Annotated in this window: 17 protein-coding genes; all 17 read right to left on the bottom strand. The window is 40.4% G+C overall.

Annotated elements, in window-relative coordinates:
- Positions 1 to 142 precede the first annotated feature (142 nt).
- The 17 genes from AC1EK3_RS01645 to AC1EK3_RS01565 all read right to left on the bottom strand — a co-directional run bounded on the left by AC1EK3_RS01645 (position 143) and on the right by AC1EK3_RS01565 (position 15,465).
- Positions 143 to 748: a MerR family transcriptional regulator gene (locus tag AC1EK3_RS01645; RefSeq protein WP_064340297.1), complete on the bottom strand. Its 606-nt coding sequence runs from the start codon at positions 746 to 748 to the stop codon at positions 143 to 145.
- Positions 726 to 1,166, bottom strand: coding sequence for an FHA domain-containing protein (locus AC1EK3_RS01640; protein ID WP_004106618.1), 441 nt, complete (start codon positions 1,164 to 1,166; stop codon positions 726 to 728). The genes AC1EK3_RS01645 and AC1EK3_RS01640 overlap by 23 nt, the downstream gene beginning before the upstream one ends.
- Positions 1,167 to 1,184: 18 nt before the next feature.
- Positions 1,185 to 2,021: a DUF881 domain-containing protein gene (locus AC1EK3_RS01635; RefSeq protein WP_119526595.1), complete on the bottom strand. Its 837-nt coding sequence runs from the start codon at positions 2,019 to 2,021 to the stop codon at positions 1,185 to 1,187.
- 3 nt (positions 2,022 to 2,024) lie between these two features.
- Positions 2,025 to 2,357 carry a small basic family protein gene (locus tag AC1EK3_RS01630; RefSeq protein WP_004106615.1) on the bottom strand — a complete coding sequence of 111 codons (333 nt, stop codon included), beginning with the start codon at positions 2,355 to 2,357 and terminating at the stop codon, positions 2,025 to 2,027.
- A gap of 2 nt (positions 2,358 to 2,359) precedes the next feature.
- Positions 2,360 to 3,409: a DUF881 domain-containing protein gene (locus AC1EK3_RS01625; protein WP_415682971.1), complete on the bottom strand. Its 1,050-nt coding sequence runs from the start codon at positions 3,407 to 3,409 to the stop codon at positions 2,360 to 2,362.
- A 19-nt stretch (positions 3,410 to 3,428) separates the two neighbouring features.
- Positions 3,429 to 4,034, bottom strand: a complete 606-nt coding sequence (locus AC1EK3_RS01620; RefSeq protein ID WP_119526593.1) for a CDP-alcohol phosphatidyltransferase family protein — start codon at positions 4,032 to 4,034, stop codon at positions 3,429 to 3,431.
- Between the two features lie 123 nt (positions 4,035 to 4,157).
- The gene (gene rpe / locus AC1EK3_RS01615; RefSeq protein ID WP_415682970.1) at positions 4,158 to 4,823 is read right to left on the bottom strand and encodes a ribulose-phosphate 3-epimerase; all 666 of its coding nucleotides are present in this window, start codon (positions 4,821 to 4,823) and stop codon (positions 4,158 to 4,160) included.
- A gap of 78 nt (positions 4,824 to 4,901) precedes the next feature.
- On the bottom strand, positions 4,902 to 5,819 hold the full coding sequence (gene lgt / locus AC1EK3_RS01610) for a prolipoprotein diacylglyceryl transferase (RefSeq protein ID WP_419399382.1): 918 nt from the start codon (positions 5,817 to 5,819) through the stop codon (positions 4,902 to 4,904).
- A gap of 42 nt (positions 5,820 to 5,861) precedes the next feature.
- Positions 5,862 to 6,893 carry a phosphatidate cytidylyltransferase gene (locus AC1EK3_RS01605; protein WP_415682968.1) on the bottom strand — a complete coding sequence of 344 codons (1,032 nt, stop codon included), beginning with the start codon at positions 6,891 to 6,893 and terminating at the stop codon, positions 5,862 to 5,864.
- 33 nt (positions 6,894 to 6,926) lie between these two features.
- Complete coding sequence (frr, locus tag AC1EK3_RS01600) at positions 6,927 to 7,481, bottom strand: ribosome recycling factor (RefSeq protein ID WP_004106603.1); 555 nt, start codon at positions 7,479 to 7,481, stop codon at positions 6,927 to 6,929.
- 19 nt (positions 7,482 to 7,500) lie between these two features.
- On the bottom strand, positions 7,501 to 8,250 hold the full coding sequence (pyrH, locus tag AC1EK3_RS01595) for a UMP kinase (RefSeq protein WP_415682967.1): 750 nt from the start codon (positions 8,248 to 8,250) through the stop codon (positions 7,501 to 7,503).
- A 175-nt stretch (positions 8,251 to 8,425) separates the two neighbouring features.
- Complete coding sequence (gene tsf / locus AC1EK3_RS01590) at positions 8,426 to 9,277, bottom strand: translation elongation factor Ts (RefSeq protein ID WP_415682966.1); 852 nt, start codon at positions 9,275 to 9,277, stop codon at positions 8,426 to 8,428.
- A gap of 100 nt (positions 9,278 to 9,377) precedes the next feature.
- The gene (gene rpsB, locus AC1EK3_RS01585; RefSeq protein WP_119526583.1) at positions 9,378 to 10,196 is read right to left on the bottom strand and encodes a 30S ribosomal protein S2; all 819 of its coding nucleotides are present in this window, start codon (positions 10,194 to 10,196) and stop codon (positions 9,378 to 9,380) included.
- Positions 10,197 to 10,505: 309 nt separating this feature from the next.
- The gene (locus tag AC1EK3_RS01580) at positions 10,506 to 10,994 is read right to left on the bottom strand and encodes a peptide deformylase (protein WP_415682965.1); all 489 of its coding nucleotides are present in this window, start codon (positions 10,992 to 10,994) and stop codon (positions 10,506 to 10,508) included.
- A gap of 63 nt (positions 10,995 to 11,057) precedes the next feature.
- Positions 11,058 to 13,097, bottom strand: coding sequence for an AMP-dependent synthetase/ligase (locus AC1EK3_RS01575; protein WP_415682964.1), 2,040 nt, complete (start codon positions 13,095 to 13,097; stop codon positions 11,058 to 11,060).
- Between the two features lie 281 nt (positions 13,098 to 13,378).
- Positions 13,379 to 13,969: a hypothetical protein gene (locus AC1EK3_RS01570; protein ID WP_415682963.1), complete on the bottom strand. Its 591-nt coding sequence runs from the start codon at positions 13,967 to 13,969 to the stop codon at positions 13,379 to 13,381.
- Positions 13,970 to 14,334: 365 nt separating this feature from the next.
- Positions 14,335 to 15,465, bottom strand: coding sequence for a GuaB3 family IMP dehydrogenase-related protein (locus AC1EK3_RS01565; protein ID WP_480033459.1), 1,131 nt, complete (start codon positions 15,463 to 15,465; stop codon positions 14,335 to 14,337).
- Positions 15,466 to 15,533: the final 68 nt, after the last annotated feature.

Below are 15,533 nucleotides of genomic sequence, written 5' to 3'. Positions count from 1 at the left end.
ATTGCTAATACTATTTGCCTTCACATAAGCATTTTTTCGAAATTTTACTAAAAAACGCACGCAAGCAAATAAACTATATAAAAACAATGATACTGAAGCAAACCAGCAAATAACAGCGATAATAACAACTACAAACATGCCATTATCCCCACGTTTCCTGAACAAGACTCCATGAGTTTGAAGATGTATGAGAAGTAGGTTTTGAATAAGATTTGCGAGTAGACTTACTACTTTTTTCTTCAACTTGCGTAGCATCAACAGAATTTTCAGAAGATAAGTCCTCTTCAACTCTAGAAACAATGCGGCCAACAGCAATAGCAAATACTGCTAAACCAGAAGCAAGCATGCGACGCATATTATCTTGATTCTCATCGCACTCTTGAACAGATTGACCATCACAAATAATAGTCATATTTCTCAAACGCTCTTCTGAGTATCGATTAAGAAAAATAATAGCCGTAGTAACATTAACTAAATTAACGCCAGCATCGAGCAACCTTTTAGCTACAGCCATAATCGCAATATCCTTAAAAGAATACAAACGACGAGAACCAGAACCGCTAGATGCATGAATTGAAGGCTCTATAATGCTTTTACGAGCCCAATAATCGAGTTGCCGGTAAGTAATACCGGCAACCTTCATAGCGACACTACCACGGTATCCTGAAGCGTGATCAGCAGACAAGGAAAAGTTAAAAAGCTCCCCCTGTACCGCGTTAATCACATTATCGGACTGTGACTGCGTCATGTGCGAAAAATACCAGTCTGAATTTGCCAATCATAATTTCATCGCCATTATGCAGCACTGATTCATCAACACGTTCACGATTTACATACGTACCATTTAGACTTCCAGAATCTGAAATGCTAAACACGCCATTATGGCGCTTAAACACTGCATGCGCACGCGAAACAGTAGAATCGTCTAACAAAATATCAGCATGCGAATCGCGCCCAACTGTTACTAAATCTTCATCGAGAAGATAGCGAGAACCAGACACTGCTCCCCTAGTTGAAATCAACAACGCAGTACCAGGACGTAATTTCGCTATAGTATCAAAATCATCCTGCTGCATAGGACGATCTGAAGTTGTATTCATTGGAATATGAATAGCTGGCATACCAATAATAGTGGTTTCGCCAGCTGTAGGAATCGGTTCAGTCATACTTGCTATTCTACCTTGTTACTCGACTGGTTTTGCATATTCGTACTGTTTTGGTTCGCGTGTCGAAGTAATTTCTACTTCATCAGGCACTGAAACCATTACAGAAGAACCAAATTTAATTTTTAAACGCGACCCAACACCGCCTGCAATATTAACAGCATTTTGCAAATTCTGAGGGTCACCAATTGCTTTAACAATATAAGGAGGATCAATCATAATATTGTCGCATATAAGACCATGCTTAGTTTGCGAAATATAGCTTGAAGTAACTATTCTCACACCGTTAATAGACATAACTTCTACGCCAGCATTTCGCAATTCCTCTATTAGCTGAAACATCGTAGCGGCATCAATATTCTCTTTTTCGCCTGCAGTAATGTGAACTACAATACCTTTACCTACTGCCGGCAGACGTCCAGAAATAAGACCATTTGCTTGAGCATTCTGCTGAGCAATACGACGAGCTTCATCTTGTTTATCTACTGCTTCACGCAACGAATTGAGCTGACCTGTTAATTCACTTTTTCGGCTTTCCAAACTTTGAATTTGAGAATGAGTTTCTGTAATAAGACGCGTCAACTCCTCTTCGCTCATTGTTTCATACAAAAGTGAGTTACTACGATTAACTTGAATCATGTACGCAAAACCTAATAAAGCGCAGAGCAACATCATTAAAAAGCCTGTAAATATACGCGCTCGAGTCACGTGACCACTCAGCGAAGATTTTACTTTACGATGAACTGCTGGGAAAGATCCAGTTTGAGTTTCATCACTTTCACGATCATGCGCTTTTTGACGACGCATTTTATGAAGAATATCATCATCTTGTGGAGAATGAGAAAACATTGAAACCATATGCTAACTCCTGAAGATGAAACGACGAATTGCAGAAACGTTAGAGAAAATACGAATTCCTAAAACAACGATAACTGCAGTTTGCAATTGTGCACCTACGCCAAGCTGATTTCCAAGCAAAACAAGCAACGTAGCTGCTATAACGTTTGAGAAGAATGAAATAACAAAAACTTTATCCGAAAAGTTTCTTTCAAAATATGCACGTGCAGCACCGAGCAACGCATCTAGTGCTGCAACGACCATAATAGGTAAGTAAGGCTGAATGACAATAGGAATATCTGGATGAACAACAACTCCAATTAATACTCCCAAAATTAATCCGAAAATCGCTGCCATGCTTATCTCCTAATTCTCTCGTTGGCAAAACTAATATCGCCTGTGCTTGCTGCACTTAGTCGTATAACTCTCGAAGGTGAAACCTGTGGATTAATGCCTGCATTAACTAAAGATGCGTACCATTTCATGCGCTTCATATCATTGCATTGTTTAATCAAATCATCAGAATCGCCAATAACTTCAATAACATATGGGCTTTGAGTTTGATTAACTCCAATAAGAATAGTTTGACCAGCAACACGAATAGAAGTTTGTGCTCCGAGTCTATGCCCGTTAACGGAAATAGCTTCAGCGCCTGCTTTCCACAATAATGACACAAATTGTTGAATATCACGATCTGTAACTAATCGCATTCTTGCGCCGTTACTTTCGCGAGGTAAAGAACCGCTATTCACATCGCTCGAAGCAGAAATAGGATTAGCAATAGTTAAAGTAATCCCAGAACCTTCTACAGCATGAGTGCCATTAACCATATCATCTGATTTACTAACTTCATCCTCTTCAGGCGTAGTAATTTTTTGCGACTCATGATCTACGTTATTTCTCAATGACGTTACTTCTTCTACAAGCTTATCGAAACGAGACGTATAACCAGACAACTCATTAGCTAATGAAGAACGTATTGCTTTTCTAGGATCAGTGTGCAATTTGCGAACAAACTGGCTACCAACAGTACCAATAGAAACACACAATAAAAATACTATAGCTCTAGTGAACCACAGATTAAATAGTTTAACAGGCTGTTTACTTAACCTTGCATCCATAAACATTGGATCAACTGGACGATTAGTTAAATCATCAATAAGACGCAAAGCATAGTCATCAATATAACGGCTACGATCATGATTGTGAGCAAAACCACTGGGAGACATTACAACGTGATGCGTTGAAATACCAGTAAATGAGTGCGAGAATAATGCCCTACGCCTAGTTAACGACATTCCATCAGGAGCATCAAAAGATATTGGCATAGTGCTTTTGTGAGACGTATGCTTTACATCTAAATCTTTAATACTATCTTTTAAACTAACAAATTCATCTTGCTTAGTCATATGTGCGTACACGCCTTATTTAGTTTTTTCTTGACTTAGCAAGTAGTAAATAAGCTTGCATATAGTAAAGCAAGCCAGCATACCAATATAGAGCAATACCCCACACTCCACATGCAAGTGCAGCAGCATAAAGCAGGAACATAGACTCAGTAGCTACAGCATAAACAATCATTAAAGAAACGATTGAAAGCATAAGAAGCGCTGTGCCAGCTTTACCTACGAAGTTAACAGGCAAAGGACCATAATCTCTTTGCGCAAGTACTATTACAAGTACAGCCATAATAGCATCACGCAATACTACTAATAAAAGTGCCCACCAAGGGATAATCATTGCAATAGCTAAAGCTAATGTACTGCAAAAAATCAATAGACGATCAGCTATAGGATCAAGAATTTGCCCCAACTTACTAACTTGATTCAAAGTACGGGCAATATAACCATCAAGACAATCAGAAAACGCAGATATTGCTAAAACAATAAGAGCAAAAGTCATTTGATGCTGTGTAATAAGCCAAGCAATATACGGAATTGAACATATGCGCAAAAAACTGATTAGATTAGGTATTGTCAAAACTCGATTCATTGCTTCAGGACTATATTCCTGATTAATAACGAACTTAGTCATAATATCTTCCTCATACGAAATCACTCAATTAATCAGCATATATTCGCATCAAAAAAACTCGCTTGTTGTGCAATACTTAACATGTTGGGGACATATCTCATGTCCCCAACATACATCTAATATTTATTCGCGCCAAGCAGCTTTTGCAGTATTACGAATAGCTTCAATCGCTTCTTTAGGGCTTTCTGCTCCATAAACTGCAGAACCTGCAACAAGCACATCAGCACCAGCTTCAGCAACTATTGCTGCAGTCGAAGGGCTAACTCCTCCATCAACCTGAATATGAGTCTGCAATCCGCGACGAGTAATTTCGTCACGTAAACGGCGAACCTTATTCATTTGATTAGCTAAGAACTTCTGTCCACCGAAACCAGGCTCAACAGTCATAATAAGAACCATATCGAATTCATCAAGAATATCGAAAATAGGTTCAACTGGTTCCGCAGGGCGCACAGCAAAGCAAGCTTTACAACCCATATCGCGAAGCTGACGAGCTAATCTCACTGGAGCATGAGTAGCACCCATATGGAAACTCACAGAAGCAGCTCCAAGCTTAGCGTATTCTGGAGCCCAACGATCTGGATCCTCAATCATCAAATGTACGTCAACTGGAAGTTTAGTAACCTCACAAATTCGCTTAACAATTGGTTCACCCAAAGTCAAGTTAGGTACAAAGTGATGATCCATTACATCGACATGAACAAGATCCGCATTAGATATTGCATCGAGGTCACGCTCAAGATTGCAAAAATCTGCGGAAAGAATGCTAGGTGCTATTTGTATATTCATGTGTACTATTCTAGAAAATGCAAGCGACTAGTTTTATAAAACAAGATTTTTAAAATTGCTTTTTCAAATACTTGAATCTTACTTACTAGAAGTGTTCTGAGACTCACGTTCTCTTTCGTCTGAAGTTATATCTATAAGTCGTTCAACAAGAGACTCACGAGTACTAGTACTATTTTGCAGCAAAGCAAAAGCAACAGTTGCACAAATGAATACGATAATAGAAACCCAAACATTAATGCGCACACCTAAGAAAACATGTGAAAAATCAATTCGCAATGCCTCAATCCACACGCGTCCAATTGTGTACCACATAACATAAAGTGCGAATACAGAACCGGCTTTTAACTTCTTAGCTATAACTTTGCCAAAATAAATAAGCAATGCAGCACCGATGAAATTCCAAATCATCTCGTACAAAAATGTTGGATGGAATAATGTTCCAGCCGGGCAGGTTAAACCATCGTAGCAGCGCTCAGCATGACCAATAGCTTGAGTGGCATTATAGTTTAATTTCAAACCCCAAGGCAATGTTGTTGGAGCTCCATAAAGTTCCTGATTAAACCAATTTCCAAGTCTACCTATGCCTTGTGCAATAAGTATTGCAGGAGCGGCACAATCAGCTAGTAATCCAATAGGATATTTACGATACTTGCATAAAGCGCAAGCAGCTAATGCGCCTAAGAATATGCCACCCCAAATTCCTAGACCACCGTTCCAAATTCTAAAAATTTCTAAGAAATCACCATGAGATCCAAAGAATCTTTCTGGAGTTGTAATTACGTGGTACAAACGCGCACCAATTATTCCAGCAGGAAGACTGACTAAAACAAGATCAAGTATCTGGTTAAAATCTCCTCCAAGACGTTTCCATCGACGCGTAGTAATCCACATTGCAATCAAAATACCAGCAAGAATACTAAGAGCGTAAAACTTTATGTTTACAAAGCCAAGAGAAAATTGCGAAATACTTGGCGACGGAATAAAACTGACTGTCATGGCGTCGATATTAGCCTAAGCCCACGATTGTGACAGATAAATTTAGAAATGAGCAAGTTGCAAAAGCACAAGCAGCACAGGACCGCACAGCAAAATAGAATCTACTCGGTCAAGAACACCACCATGACCTTTTAGCAGATGCCCCATGTCTTTAATACCAATATCTCTTTTAAGCATAGAAGCACATAAGTCACCAAATGTGCCAACAATTCCAGAAGAAATACCCATAACTAATGGCATCCACCAGAAATTGAACCAAGAGGAACCATAAAAACCTGCAATAATTGCGTATGCTCCTATAATCGCAAAAAGCATTGAGCCTATTAAGCCTTCTACAGACTTCTTAGGAGAGATTCGCGGAGAAAGCTTATGTTTACCCAACCACGCACCAGCAAATAATCCGCCAGTGTCACTTAATGCAGGTAAAAATACCAAAAGCATAGCGTGAGCAACTGCGTATTTTGTATTTGTAAGAGCTAACACAATGCAAGAAGCTAAAAGCGGAATGTACAACACTACGAATAGCGAAACAGACATATTCGTAAATAAAGTATGCTCGTATGATGAGCGGTTAGAACCATCGAGCTTTTTTTCTACAGCTTGCATTGTTCTATTTGAAATAGTACTGCTAAGAGTCGCACAAATTACTGTAAGAAGCAAAGATGCAGTAATTCCACTAGCCATAGCAACAGCATGCCATTTTGCATAGTAGGTTGCAAAAATAGTTACAAGCGAACATATTGATAACGTCACGAAAGGAATACGCAAACCGAGAGTTGCAAAATCAACATGTAATTCCCACAATGCCAGAACCATAAAAATGGCCATAAGCACTATAAAGACATCAATGCTAATAATTAAGCAAGAAACAATTGCTACAACTAGTATTGCGGCAGTAGCAATTGCTTGAGGCATATTCCTGCCTGTGCGACGATTAATATCACTTAAAGTTTCATGGGTGCCATGTGTAGCAGTAGCTGCTTTGTCAGAAGATAATCTTACTTCTGATGCAGTTTTTTCAGCGTCTGCTTTATTGACTCCATTGGCAAAATTATGCTGTTTTAGTTGACTCATACGGCACCCATTCAGTTTGAAACTACAAAAATCTCAGACTTCCATAATTTCTTTTTGCTTACCTTCAAGCAAAACGTCTAAAGAATCAGTAACTTGCTTAGTTACTTTATCAAGCTCTTTTTGTAAACGATCGCCTTCATCTTCGCCAAGTTCACCGTCTTTAACAGACTTGTCAATAGATTCCTTAGCTTTGCGACGAATATTGCGAACTGCGACTTTGCCTTCTTCTGCTTTATTCTTAGCAAGCTTGACGTATTCCTTGCGACGCTCTTCCGTAAGCTCTGGCATAGTAACACGAATAACATTGCCATCACGATTAGGGCTTACGCCTAAATCAGAATCGCGAATGGCTTTTTCAACAGCATTCGCTTGAGAAGCATCAAAAGGCGTAACTGAAAGGGTTCTAGGCTCTGGAACACCAATAGATGCAACAGCTTTAATTGGAGTTGGAGCACCATAATAATCAACCATAATTCCGTTTAGCAAAGCAGGATTAGCACGACCGGTACGAATACCCATAAAATTCTCTTTAGTAGCTTCAACAGACTTATTCATCTGTTCACGGGCTTGATCAATTATTGCTGACATGTGTTCTCCTTTATAATATTTAAGCAAATGTTGGCTCTGCATTAGACACTAAAGTGCCAATAGATTCTCCAACAAGAGCACTAGTTACGTTACCTTCGCCTTCGAGACCAAAAACACGAATTTTTTGATTATTATCGCGAGCCATAGAAAGCGCAGACGCATCCATAACAGCTAAACCATCGACGATAGCACGCTTATAGTTTAATGTTAGGAACTTACGAGCAGTAGAATCTTTACGAGGATCAGCACTATATACGCCATCCACACCATTCTTGCCCATAAGAACTTCATCGCAATGAATTTCCAATGAACGTTGAATAGAAACAGTATCTGTTGAGAAGTATGGCATTCCGGCACCAGCACCAAAAATAACCACACGACCCTTTTCAAGGTGACGAATTGCTTTCAACGGAATATAAGGTTCTGCAACCTGACCCATTGTAATAGCAGTTTGTACGCGAGTTGCTTGCCCTGCTTGCTCAAGAAAATCCTGAAGAGCCAAGCAGTTCATTACAGTGCCCAACATACCCATGTAATCGCCACGGCTACGATCAATACCTGCTTGCTGCAGTTCTGCTCCCCTAAAGAAGTTACCGCCGCCGACAACAATAGCAACCTGAACGCCTTGATTGACTGCAGCTACTATTTCGCCGGCAATCCTACGAATAACATTAGTATCAATACCAACAGCGCCACCACCGAATGCTTCTCCAGAAAGCTTTAATAAAACCCTACGGGACTTTCTTTCATCCGTTTGTGCAATAGCCATACAGATTCCTCCAGTCATAACGGCGAATGAGGTATATCTTTGTCAGTTTATCTATCAATAACGACACTCAAAACGCACGTTAAGCTGGAAAATGAATATAAAAAATGGGTTGCGCACAACTTGTGCACGCAACCCTATATACAAGAACAAAAATAAATTCTTATATAATTAGTGCTTATTCAGCAGCACCCTTGCCAACCTCAACGCGAGCAAAGGCAAAAGCGGTGCCGCCAACTTCCTTGAACAAGTCACCAACGCTCTTGGATGGATCCTTAACGTATGCCTGCTCGAGAAGTACAGTTTCCTTGAAGAAGGCGTTCATACGTCCTTCAACAATCTTTGGAACAATCTTCTCTGGCTTGCCTTCAGCCAAGGACTTCTCGGTTGCAACGCGACGCTCAGATTCCAAAACTTCTTCTGGAACATCTTCGCGGCGAAGCCACTGTGCACCCATAGCGGAAATCTGCAAAGCAGCTTCGTGAGCAACCTTTGCGCCAGCTTCGTCAGTAGCAATCATGGAAACGATGCTTGGAGGCAATTCCACAGACTTCTTGTGAGCATAAATCTCAACGTGTGGACCGCTTACCTTAGCAACCTGACCAACCTTGACGTGCTCGCCGAACAAAGCTGCTGCTTCTTCAACAGATTCCTTAACAGTTGCACCATCAGCTGGAGCTGCAAGTACTTCTTCAGCAGTAGAAGCATTAGCTTCAACAGCATGGTCAAGAACAGTATTTGAGAATTCCACAAACTTTGGTGTCTTTGCAACAAAGTCGGTTTCAGAATTCAACTCAACTGCGTAACCAGTTTCGCCTTCAGCAGACTTAACAACCTTAGAAGCGATGGTACCTTCCTGAGCCTTGCGACCTTCACGCTTACCAGCTGCTTGAATACCCTTAGCGCGGATGATTTCCTTAGCGCGGGCAACGTCGCCTTCAGCTTCAGTAAGAGCCTTTTTAACGTCCATCATGCCGGCGCCAGTTTCTTCGCGCACCTGCTTAATCAACGCTGCAGTAATTGCTGCCATTTTGTTCTCCTCGTATCAATATGATTCTTAAAAGCTGCAAAAAGCAAAATCAATTGGATTTTGCAGCTTCTAAATAAGAATCTGGTTGCAAATTAGCTTATCAGGCGTTTGCCTCAGTATTTTCTTCCTTGGCAGGCTCAGCTTCAGCTTCGCCTTCCTTGGTGAGCAATTCCTTCTCCCAAGCTGCCATTGGCTGAGCATCATTACCTTCAGACTTAGCGCCCTTACCGGCATGCTCAAGCAAACCTTCAGCTACAGCATCAGCCATCAAGCTAGTCAATAACTCAATGCCACGAATAGCATCGTCGTTTGCAGGAATTGGATACTCAACAGCCTCAGGATCAGTGTTGGTATCAACAATTGCTACAACTGGGATACCAAGCTTGTGAGCTTCTTCAACAGCCAAAGCTTCCTTGTTAATATCAACAACGAACATGGCGGATGGAGTGCGGTTCATGTTGCGAATACCACCGAGCTGCTTGGAAAGCTTGTCCTTCTCGCGCTCGAGAAGCAAAAGTTCCTTCTTAGTCAAGCCGGATCCACGAACATCGCTGAAGTCCATTTCCTCAAGTTCCTTCAAGCGCTTTACGCGAGTAGAAACAGTCTGGAAATTGGTCAACATACCGCCGAGCCAACGCTCGCAAACATAAGGCATGTTTACGCGAGTTGCCTGATTCTGTACAGCTTCCTGAGCCTGCTTCTTAGTGCCCACGAAGAGAACAGTGCCGTTGTGAGCAACAGTCTGCTTGATGAAGTCATAAGCCTTGTCGATCATGTCGAGAGACTTGAACAAATTGATGATATGAATACCATTGCGCTGGGTAAGAATGAACTGCTTCATCTTTGGGTTCCAGCGACGAGTCTGATGTCCGAAGTGCAAACCAGCCTTCAGCATTTCGCTCATGGTAATCTGTGCCATATCTATATACCTTTCTTGTCGGTTATTTCCTGGCCATGTCTGTTCGCATGCAACTTGGTTAACACATGTCTAAATCCAAGCCGACCGACACGAACGGACGCGTACATGGCGCGTATTTGCGAATCCGTGTAGACAATAAAAAGCGAGCAATCATACAACGCGGCAATACTCATGCTCAAAATGGACACGCAAAGAGCGATTATATCAGATACTCAATACTAAAAATCGGCATTCTTGTAGCAATAAAAGCAACAAAAACGCCGATAATTTTTAAAAAATTATTTACGCATAAAGCATAAAAACTAAAACTTAGTTACGCATATTATTGCGCAACTCACGCAACGCTTGACGGCGCACGTCCTTTTCAAGCCTATCTAAATAAATATGACCATCTAAATGATCACACTCATGCTGAATCATTCTAGCCATAAGACCTTCACCTTCAAGCACTACAGTCTTACCATCTAAATCAATTCCACGAGCTCTAGCATAATTTGCGCGCCTAGTTTTGTACCATAATCCCGGAACAGAAAGGCAACCCTCGTCGTCGTACTGCTCACCTTTTAGCTCTTCAATTACTGGATTTAGAATATAGCCGATTCGACCATTTATATTGTAAGAAAAAGCTCTAAAACTTACACCAATCTGATTAGCAGACAATCCAGCTCTACCTGGGTCATTTACCGTTTCCAATAAATCATCAACTAAATGTTTCACAGCTGGCGTAATTTCACGAATCTCATCACAAGGAGTTCGCAATACAGGATCCGGAACAATACGAATTTTTCTAATAGACACTCGATTACTCTTTCTTTTATTTAAGTAGGAATAACGAAAAACAACTACAAATATGCAAGCTCTTTACTCGACATGTTCATTATTATCACTATGCGATGTCGAAGAGGAATCTGATGAAGATTCTTCACCAAAATGCTTCAAATGATTCGCAGCTTGATCGATAGCTTGACGAACTCGAGGAGTTACAGCTTCCTGAGCTTGCTTAACAGTCTCTTGTGCTTGCTTAACAGTCTCAGTAGTTTTATCGAGAATCTTTACAGTTGCTGGCAAAGGACGAGTATTAGGCTTTGGAGCATACAACTGCGTTTCGATAATATCAGCATAGCGAGCAAGAATCTTCGGACGAACAATCTTCATACTTGGAGTCAAGGTTCCAGCATCTTGAGTAAATTCATCTTGCAAAATAACAAACTTACGAACAGACTCAGCGCGAGAAACAGTACTATTAGCTTGGTCAATAAATTGCTGAATTACTGAACGCACAGCATCGTTAGCAGCAATCTCACTCATAGTAAGGTTAACATCCATTCCCTTATTCTTTAGCCAAGAACGAACCATATCTGGATCAAGCTCAATTAAAGCAGAAACAAATGGCTTACCATCGCCCACTACTACAGCATGAGAAACTAATGGGCATTGAGCAATAATACCTTCCATAGGAGCAGGACTTATATTCTTGCCACCAGCAGTAATAATAATATCTTTTTTGCGACCAGTAATAGACAAGAATCCTTCATCATCTATTGAACCAAGATCGCCTGAATGCAACCATCCATCTTCGTCAATAACTTCTGCAGTAAGCTCGGGCTTATTGAAATATCCCATAAATACGTTAGGACCTTTAATAAGCACTTCATCATCGTCAGCAAGACGAATAGTTATACCAGGACCAGGTCGACCTACAGATCCAACTTGATTTGCATGCTCAAAATTAACTACGCAAGGAGCAGCAGTTTCAGTCATTCCATAGCCTTGAATAAAAGTAATACCGTCAAGACCATTAAAGAAATGAGCCAAATCAGCATCCATTGGAGCTCCACCGCAAGCTAACCATGAAAGATTAGGGCCTAAAGCTGAACGAATAGAAGAACCAACTGTTTTCATGTACATTGCATGATTCATGCGCGCAGCAAGAGAATGGGTTTTACCTTCAACATTGTCGCGAGACCATTGAATGAAATGCTTTACAGCTTTAGCAAAGATACGACCCTTTATGCCAGCACCAGCTTTTTGTGACGCAGCGTTATAAACTTTTTCAAAAACCCTAGGAACGCCAAGTAAATACGTAGGCTTAAAACTACGCAAATCAGCCAAAAGATGCTTAGCATTAGGCACATATCCAATAACGCCATGAGCACCGATTGCAACATATTGAATATAGCGAGCAAAACAATGCGCTAATGGAAGGAATAAAAGCAAACGATTTGGCTTGCATAACATATCGCTAAGAACATCGTAACCAGCAAAAACAATATGCGTAAAATTACGATTTGAAAGCATTGCGCCTTTAGGTCTACCAGTCGAACCAGAAGTGTAAACAATAGTAGCTAAATCATCTGCCTTAACAGCATCAACAGCTTTATTAAGCTCATCATCAGTAATAGATTTACCAAAATCAACAACTGCTTCCAAGCCGCCAGCTTTGAAATTAAATACAGTTTTCAAAGTTATGCGTTTATGATCCTGGCGAACACGCTCTAAGCATTGAGCATGCGCATCGTCTCCAGCAAAAGCAATAACTGGCTTAACTTCATCGATAATGTCAGCTGCCTGTAATGCTGAATCTGTTTCATAAATAGGAACGCTTACAGCACCAATGCATGCACAAGCAAAATCGGTAATACCCCACTCATAGCATGTAGCAGAGTAAATAACAACTTTGGAGCCATGCTGAACTCCGAGTGCTATTAAGCCTCGAGCTACTGCACGAACTTTCGCGAGCATTTCAGATGAAGTAACATCATGCCAACGACGAGTTTCATCGTCTTGCCATTGAGCAACCACGTCTTGTGGGTTACGCATAGCACGATTGGCAAGTAAGGAATAAATGGTATCACCGTCTTGAGTTGGGTGAATGGCTTCTACAGCAAATTCTCGGAGCATATTATTTATTGTACTTGATAACAGAATCGACACGACTGCACGAAGTACAAAAAATAATACTTAATATTGTCATTTATAAACAAACACTGATAAAACTTAGATTCTACAAGTCGTACAAGTTAGAATATTTAATCTTTAAAAACAAATCCCCTTATTGCTGAAATTGTTAGAAAATCAACAAATCAAGCAATAAGGGGTTCATATTTTTTGAATATATATATAAGTCTTCAAACGCATTATCATAGATGTCTTATTTCAGCTACCTATTATAAGCGACGATTTTATCCTAGATCCGCATATGTGCAAATCCAACGATTATTTTTCAATTGCAAAGATAGCGACGCCCAGTATTTCACAGGTCCTGCACAAATGCGCACAACACCTTCAAAATGATTCGGGCTGACTAACATTCCATTAAACAAACTAGGAACTGCAGGAAAACTACGCACAGCAGAGCGAGTTTCCGAATCGTTATTATCAGTGAAATACTCATCCATCAGTTTCCACATGTTAGTTAATTTAGTAATACAACTTTTTGTTAAAAGCTGCGACATTGCTGGGGAAATAGGCCTACCTCTAGAAATATCTGCAGCTATGCAAGCAATTTGACAAGTTTTTAAAGCTAAATTAACAAAAGCCTGCTCATCTCTACTGTCGAAATAGCACATTCCAACATGGTATTTCAAGCATTCACGAGAAAAGCCAACACTAACTTCACCCTCATATACAGGCAATCCAATACGAGATCTACAGAAAACATTTGGAGGATCCTCGTCATTGTTTTTCTTTGCCTTTGAAGACTTATCTTTCAGCTCATCATCACTGTAGTCGTTATCATCCATGCCATAGGCATCAGCAAAATCTATCTTCATATTTCTCTCCCGCTTTAACAATTATTTAAAACTGTTGTTATTTAAAACTTGTTAAGCTTATATTCCTACAAACTAAACGAGTTTAGATAAAAGCTTACAACGTAATTTTTCTCTAACTGCGTAATTAATAAAAATGTGGATAAATTACAAAATATTCGTCGTTTTTATTGAAAATAAACGATTTTATGCGTGTTGAATTATACACATTACGGTTTAAAAGAATAACAAATATAGCTAAAAATCATATTTATGCATAAATCAATAGAATATTCATATAGATATAACAATTTTGAAAACAAAAATGGCGGTTCAGAGCAAATTACTGAACCGCCATATTTTATGCAATAAGCATCATACTTATAACACTAACGAATATCCTGATGGAATGGATTAAATACTACGCTGCAACGCTGGAAGCTCTTAACATCAACATAACCTGTAGAAGCCATTGTTCTGCGCAATGCACCAACAAAGTTTGTAGTACCATCTGCTTCATGACTTGGGCCGAAAAGAATATTCTCTAGCGGAGCCACAGTGCCAACATTTGAGCGCATGCCACGAGGAAGTGACGAATGACGAGCCTCAGCACCCCAATGAGTGCCATGACCAGGAGCCTCAGTTGCGCGAGCTAATGGAGTACCAAGCATAACTGCGTCAGCTCCAACTGCAAGAGCCTTAATAAAGCTGCCGGAATTACCCATTCCGCCATCAGCAATAATTTGCACGTAACGACCGCCAGATTCATCCATATAATCCCTACGAGCTTCAGCAACATCCGCAATCGCAGTAGCCATAGGTGCTTGCACACCTAAAGTATTCATGGTTGCAGATACTGCTCCGCCACCAAATCCGACTAAAATACCTGCAGCTCCAGTTCTCATCAAATGAAGAGCAGAAGTATAATCCGCGCAGCCTCCAACAATAACAGGAACATCGAGATCGTAAATGAACTTCTTTAAATCAAGAGGCTCATGATCCTTAGAAACATGTTCAGCAGATACTGCTGTTCCACGAATCACGAATAAATCAACACCAGCTTCTAGCACAGTGTTATATAATTCTTGCGTGCGTTGTGGAGAAAGAGCTCCTGCTACTGTCACTCCAGCATCTCTGATTGTATGCAAACGCTTTGCAATCAATTCTGGTTTGATTGGCTCAGTATAAATCTCCTGAATGCGGCGGGTTGCAATATTTGACGGCAACTCAGCTATTTCTTTTAACATAGGTTCTGGATTCTCATATCGAGTCCATAAACCTTCTAGATCAAGAACTCCAAGACCACCCATTTGACCAATTGCAATCGCAGTATCCGGGCTAGTAACAGAATCCATCGGAGCAGCAATAATTGGGATATCAAACGTGTAAGCATCTACTTGCCATGAAGTAGATACAGCTTGAGGATCACGCGAGCGGCGCGAAGGAACAATAGCAATATCGTCAAGCGAATATGCAACTCGGGCTTTTTTGCCCAAACCAATTTCAATTTCCTGAGACATACTTCTTAGGCTAGTGCCTTATGCTGACGAGTTGCGACTCATAATAAGACTCATAGTAATTCAAAAGC

It is taken from the genome of Gardnerella sp. C0026F2, assembly GCF_056590715.1.
The sequence above is the reverse complement of the archived record's forward strand: the minus strand, read 5'-3'. Positions and strand labels throughout refer to the sequence as shown.

Coding starts and splice junctions, on each gene's coding strand:
- AC1EK3_RS01645 (WP_064340297.1), bottom strand. CDS start 748: ATGACGCAGTCACAGTCCGATAATGTGATTAACGCGGTACAGGGGGAG.
- AC1EK3_RS01640 (WP_004106618.1), bottom strand. CDS start 1,166: ATGACTGAACCGATTCCTACAGCTGGCGAAACCACTATTATTGGTATG.
- AC1EK3_RS01635 (WP_119526595.1), bottom strand. CDS start 2,021: ATGGTTTCAATGTTTTCTCATTCTCCACAAGATGATGATATTCTTCAT.
- AC1EK3_RS01630 (WP_004106615.1), bottom strand. CDS start 2,357: ATGGCAGCGATTTTCGGATTAATTTTGGGAGTATTAATTGGAGTTGTT.
- AC1EK3_RS01625 (WP_415682971.1), bottom strand. CDS start 3,409: ATGACTAAGCAAGATGAATTTGTTAGTTTAAAAGATAGTATTAAAGAT.
- AC1EK3_RS01620 (WP_119526593.1), bottom strand. CDS start 4,034: ATGACTAAGTTCGTTATTAATCAGGAATATAGTCCTGAAGCAATGAAT.
- rpe (WP_415682970.1), bottom strand. CDS start 4,823: ATGAATATACAAATAGCACCTAGCATTCTTTCCGCAGATTTTTGCAAT.
- lgt (WP_419399382.1), bottom strand. CDS start 5,819: ATGACAGTCAGTTTTATTCCGTCGCCAAGTATTTCGCAATTTTCTCTT.
- AC1EK3_RS01605 (WP_415682968.1), bottom strand. CDS start 6,893: ATGAGTCAACTAAAACAGCATAATTTTGCCAATGGAGTCAATAAAGCA.
- frr (WP_004106603.1), bottom strand. CDS start 7,481: ATGTCAGCAATAATTGATCAAGCCCGTGAACAGATGAATAAGTCTGTT.
- pyrH (WP_415682967.1), bottom strand. CDS start 8,250: ATGGCTATTGCACAAACGGATGAAAGAAAGTCCCGTAGGGTTTTATTA.
- tsf (WP_415682966.1), bottom strand. CDS start 9,277: ATGGCAGCAATTACTGCAGCGTTGATTAAGCAGGTGCGCGAAGAAACT.
- rpsB (WP_119526583.1), bottom strand. CDS start 10,196: ATGGCACAGATTACCATGAGCGAAATGCTGAAGGCTGGTTTGCACTTC.
- AC1EK3_RS01575 (WP_415682964.1), bottom strand. CDS start 13,097: ATGCTCCGAGAATTTGCTGTAGAAGCCATTCACCCAACTCAAGACGGT.
- AC1EK3_RS01570 (WP_415682963.1), bottom strand. CDS start 13,969: ATGAAGATAGATTTTGCTGATGCCTATGGCATGGATGATAACGACTAC.
- AC1EK3_RS01565 (WP_480033459.1), bottom strand. CDS start 15,465: ATGTCTCAGGAAATTGAAATTGGTTTGGGCAAAAAAGCCCGAGTTGCA.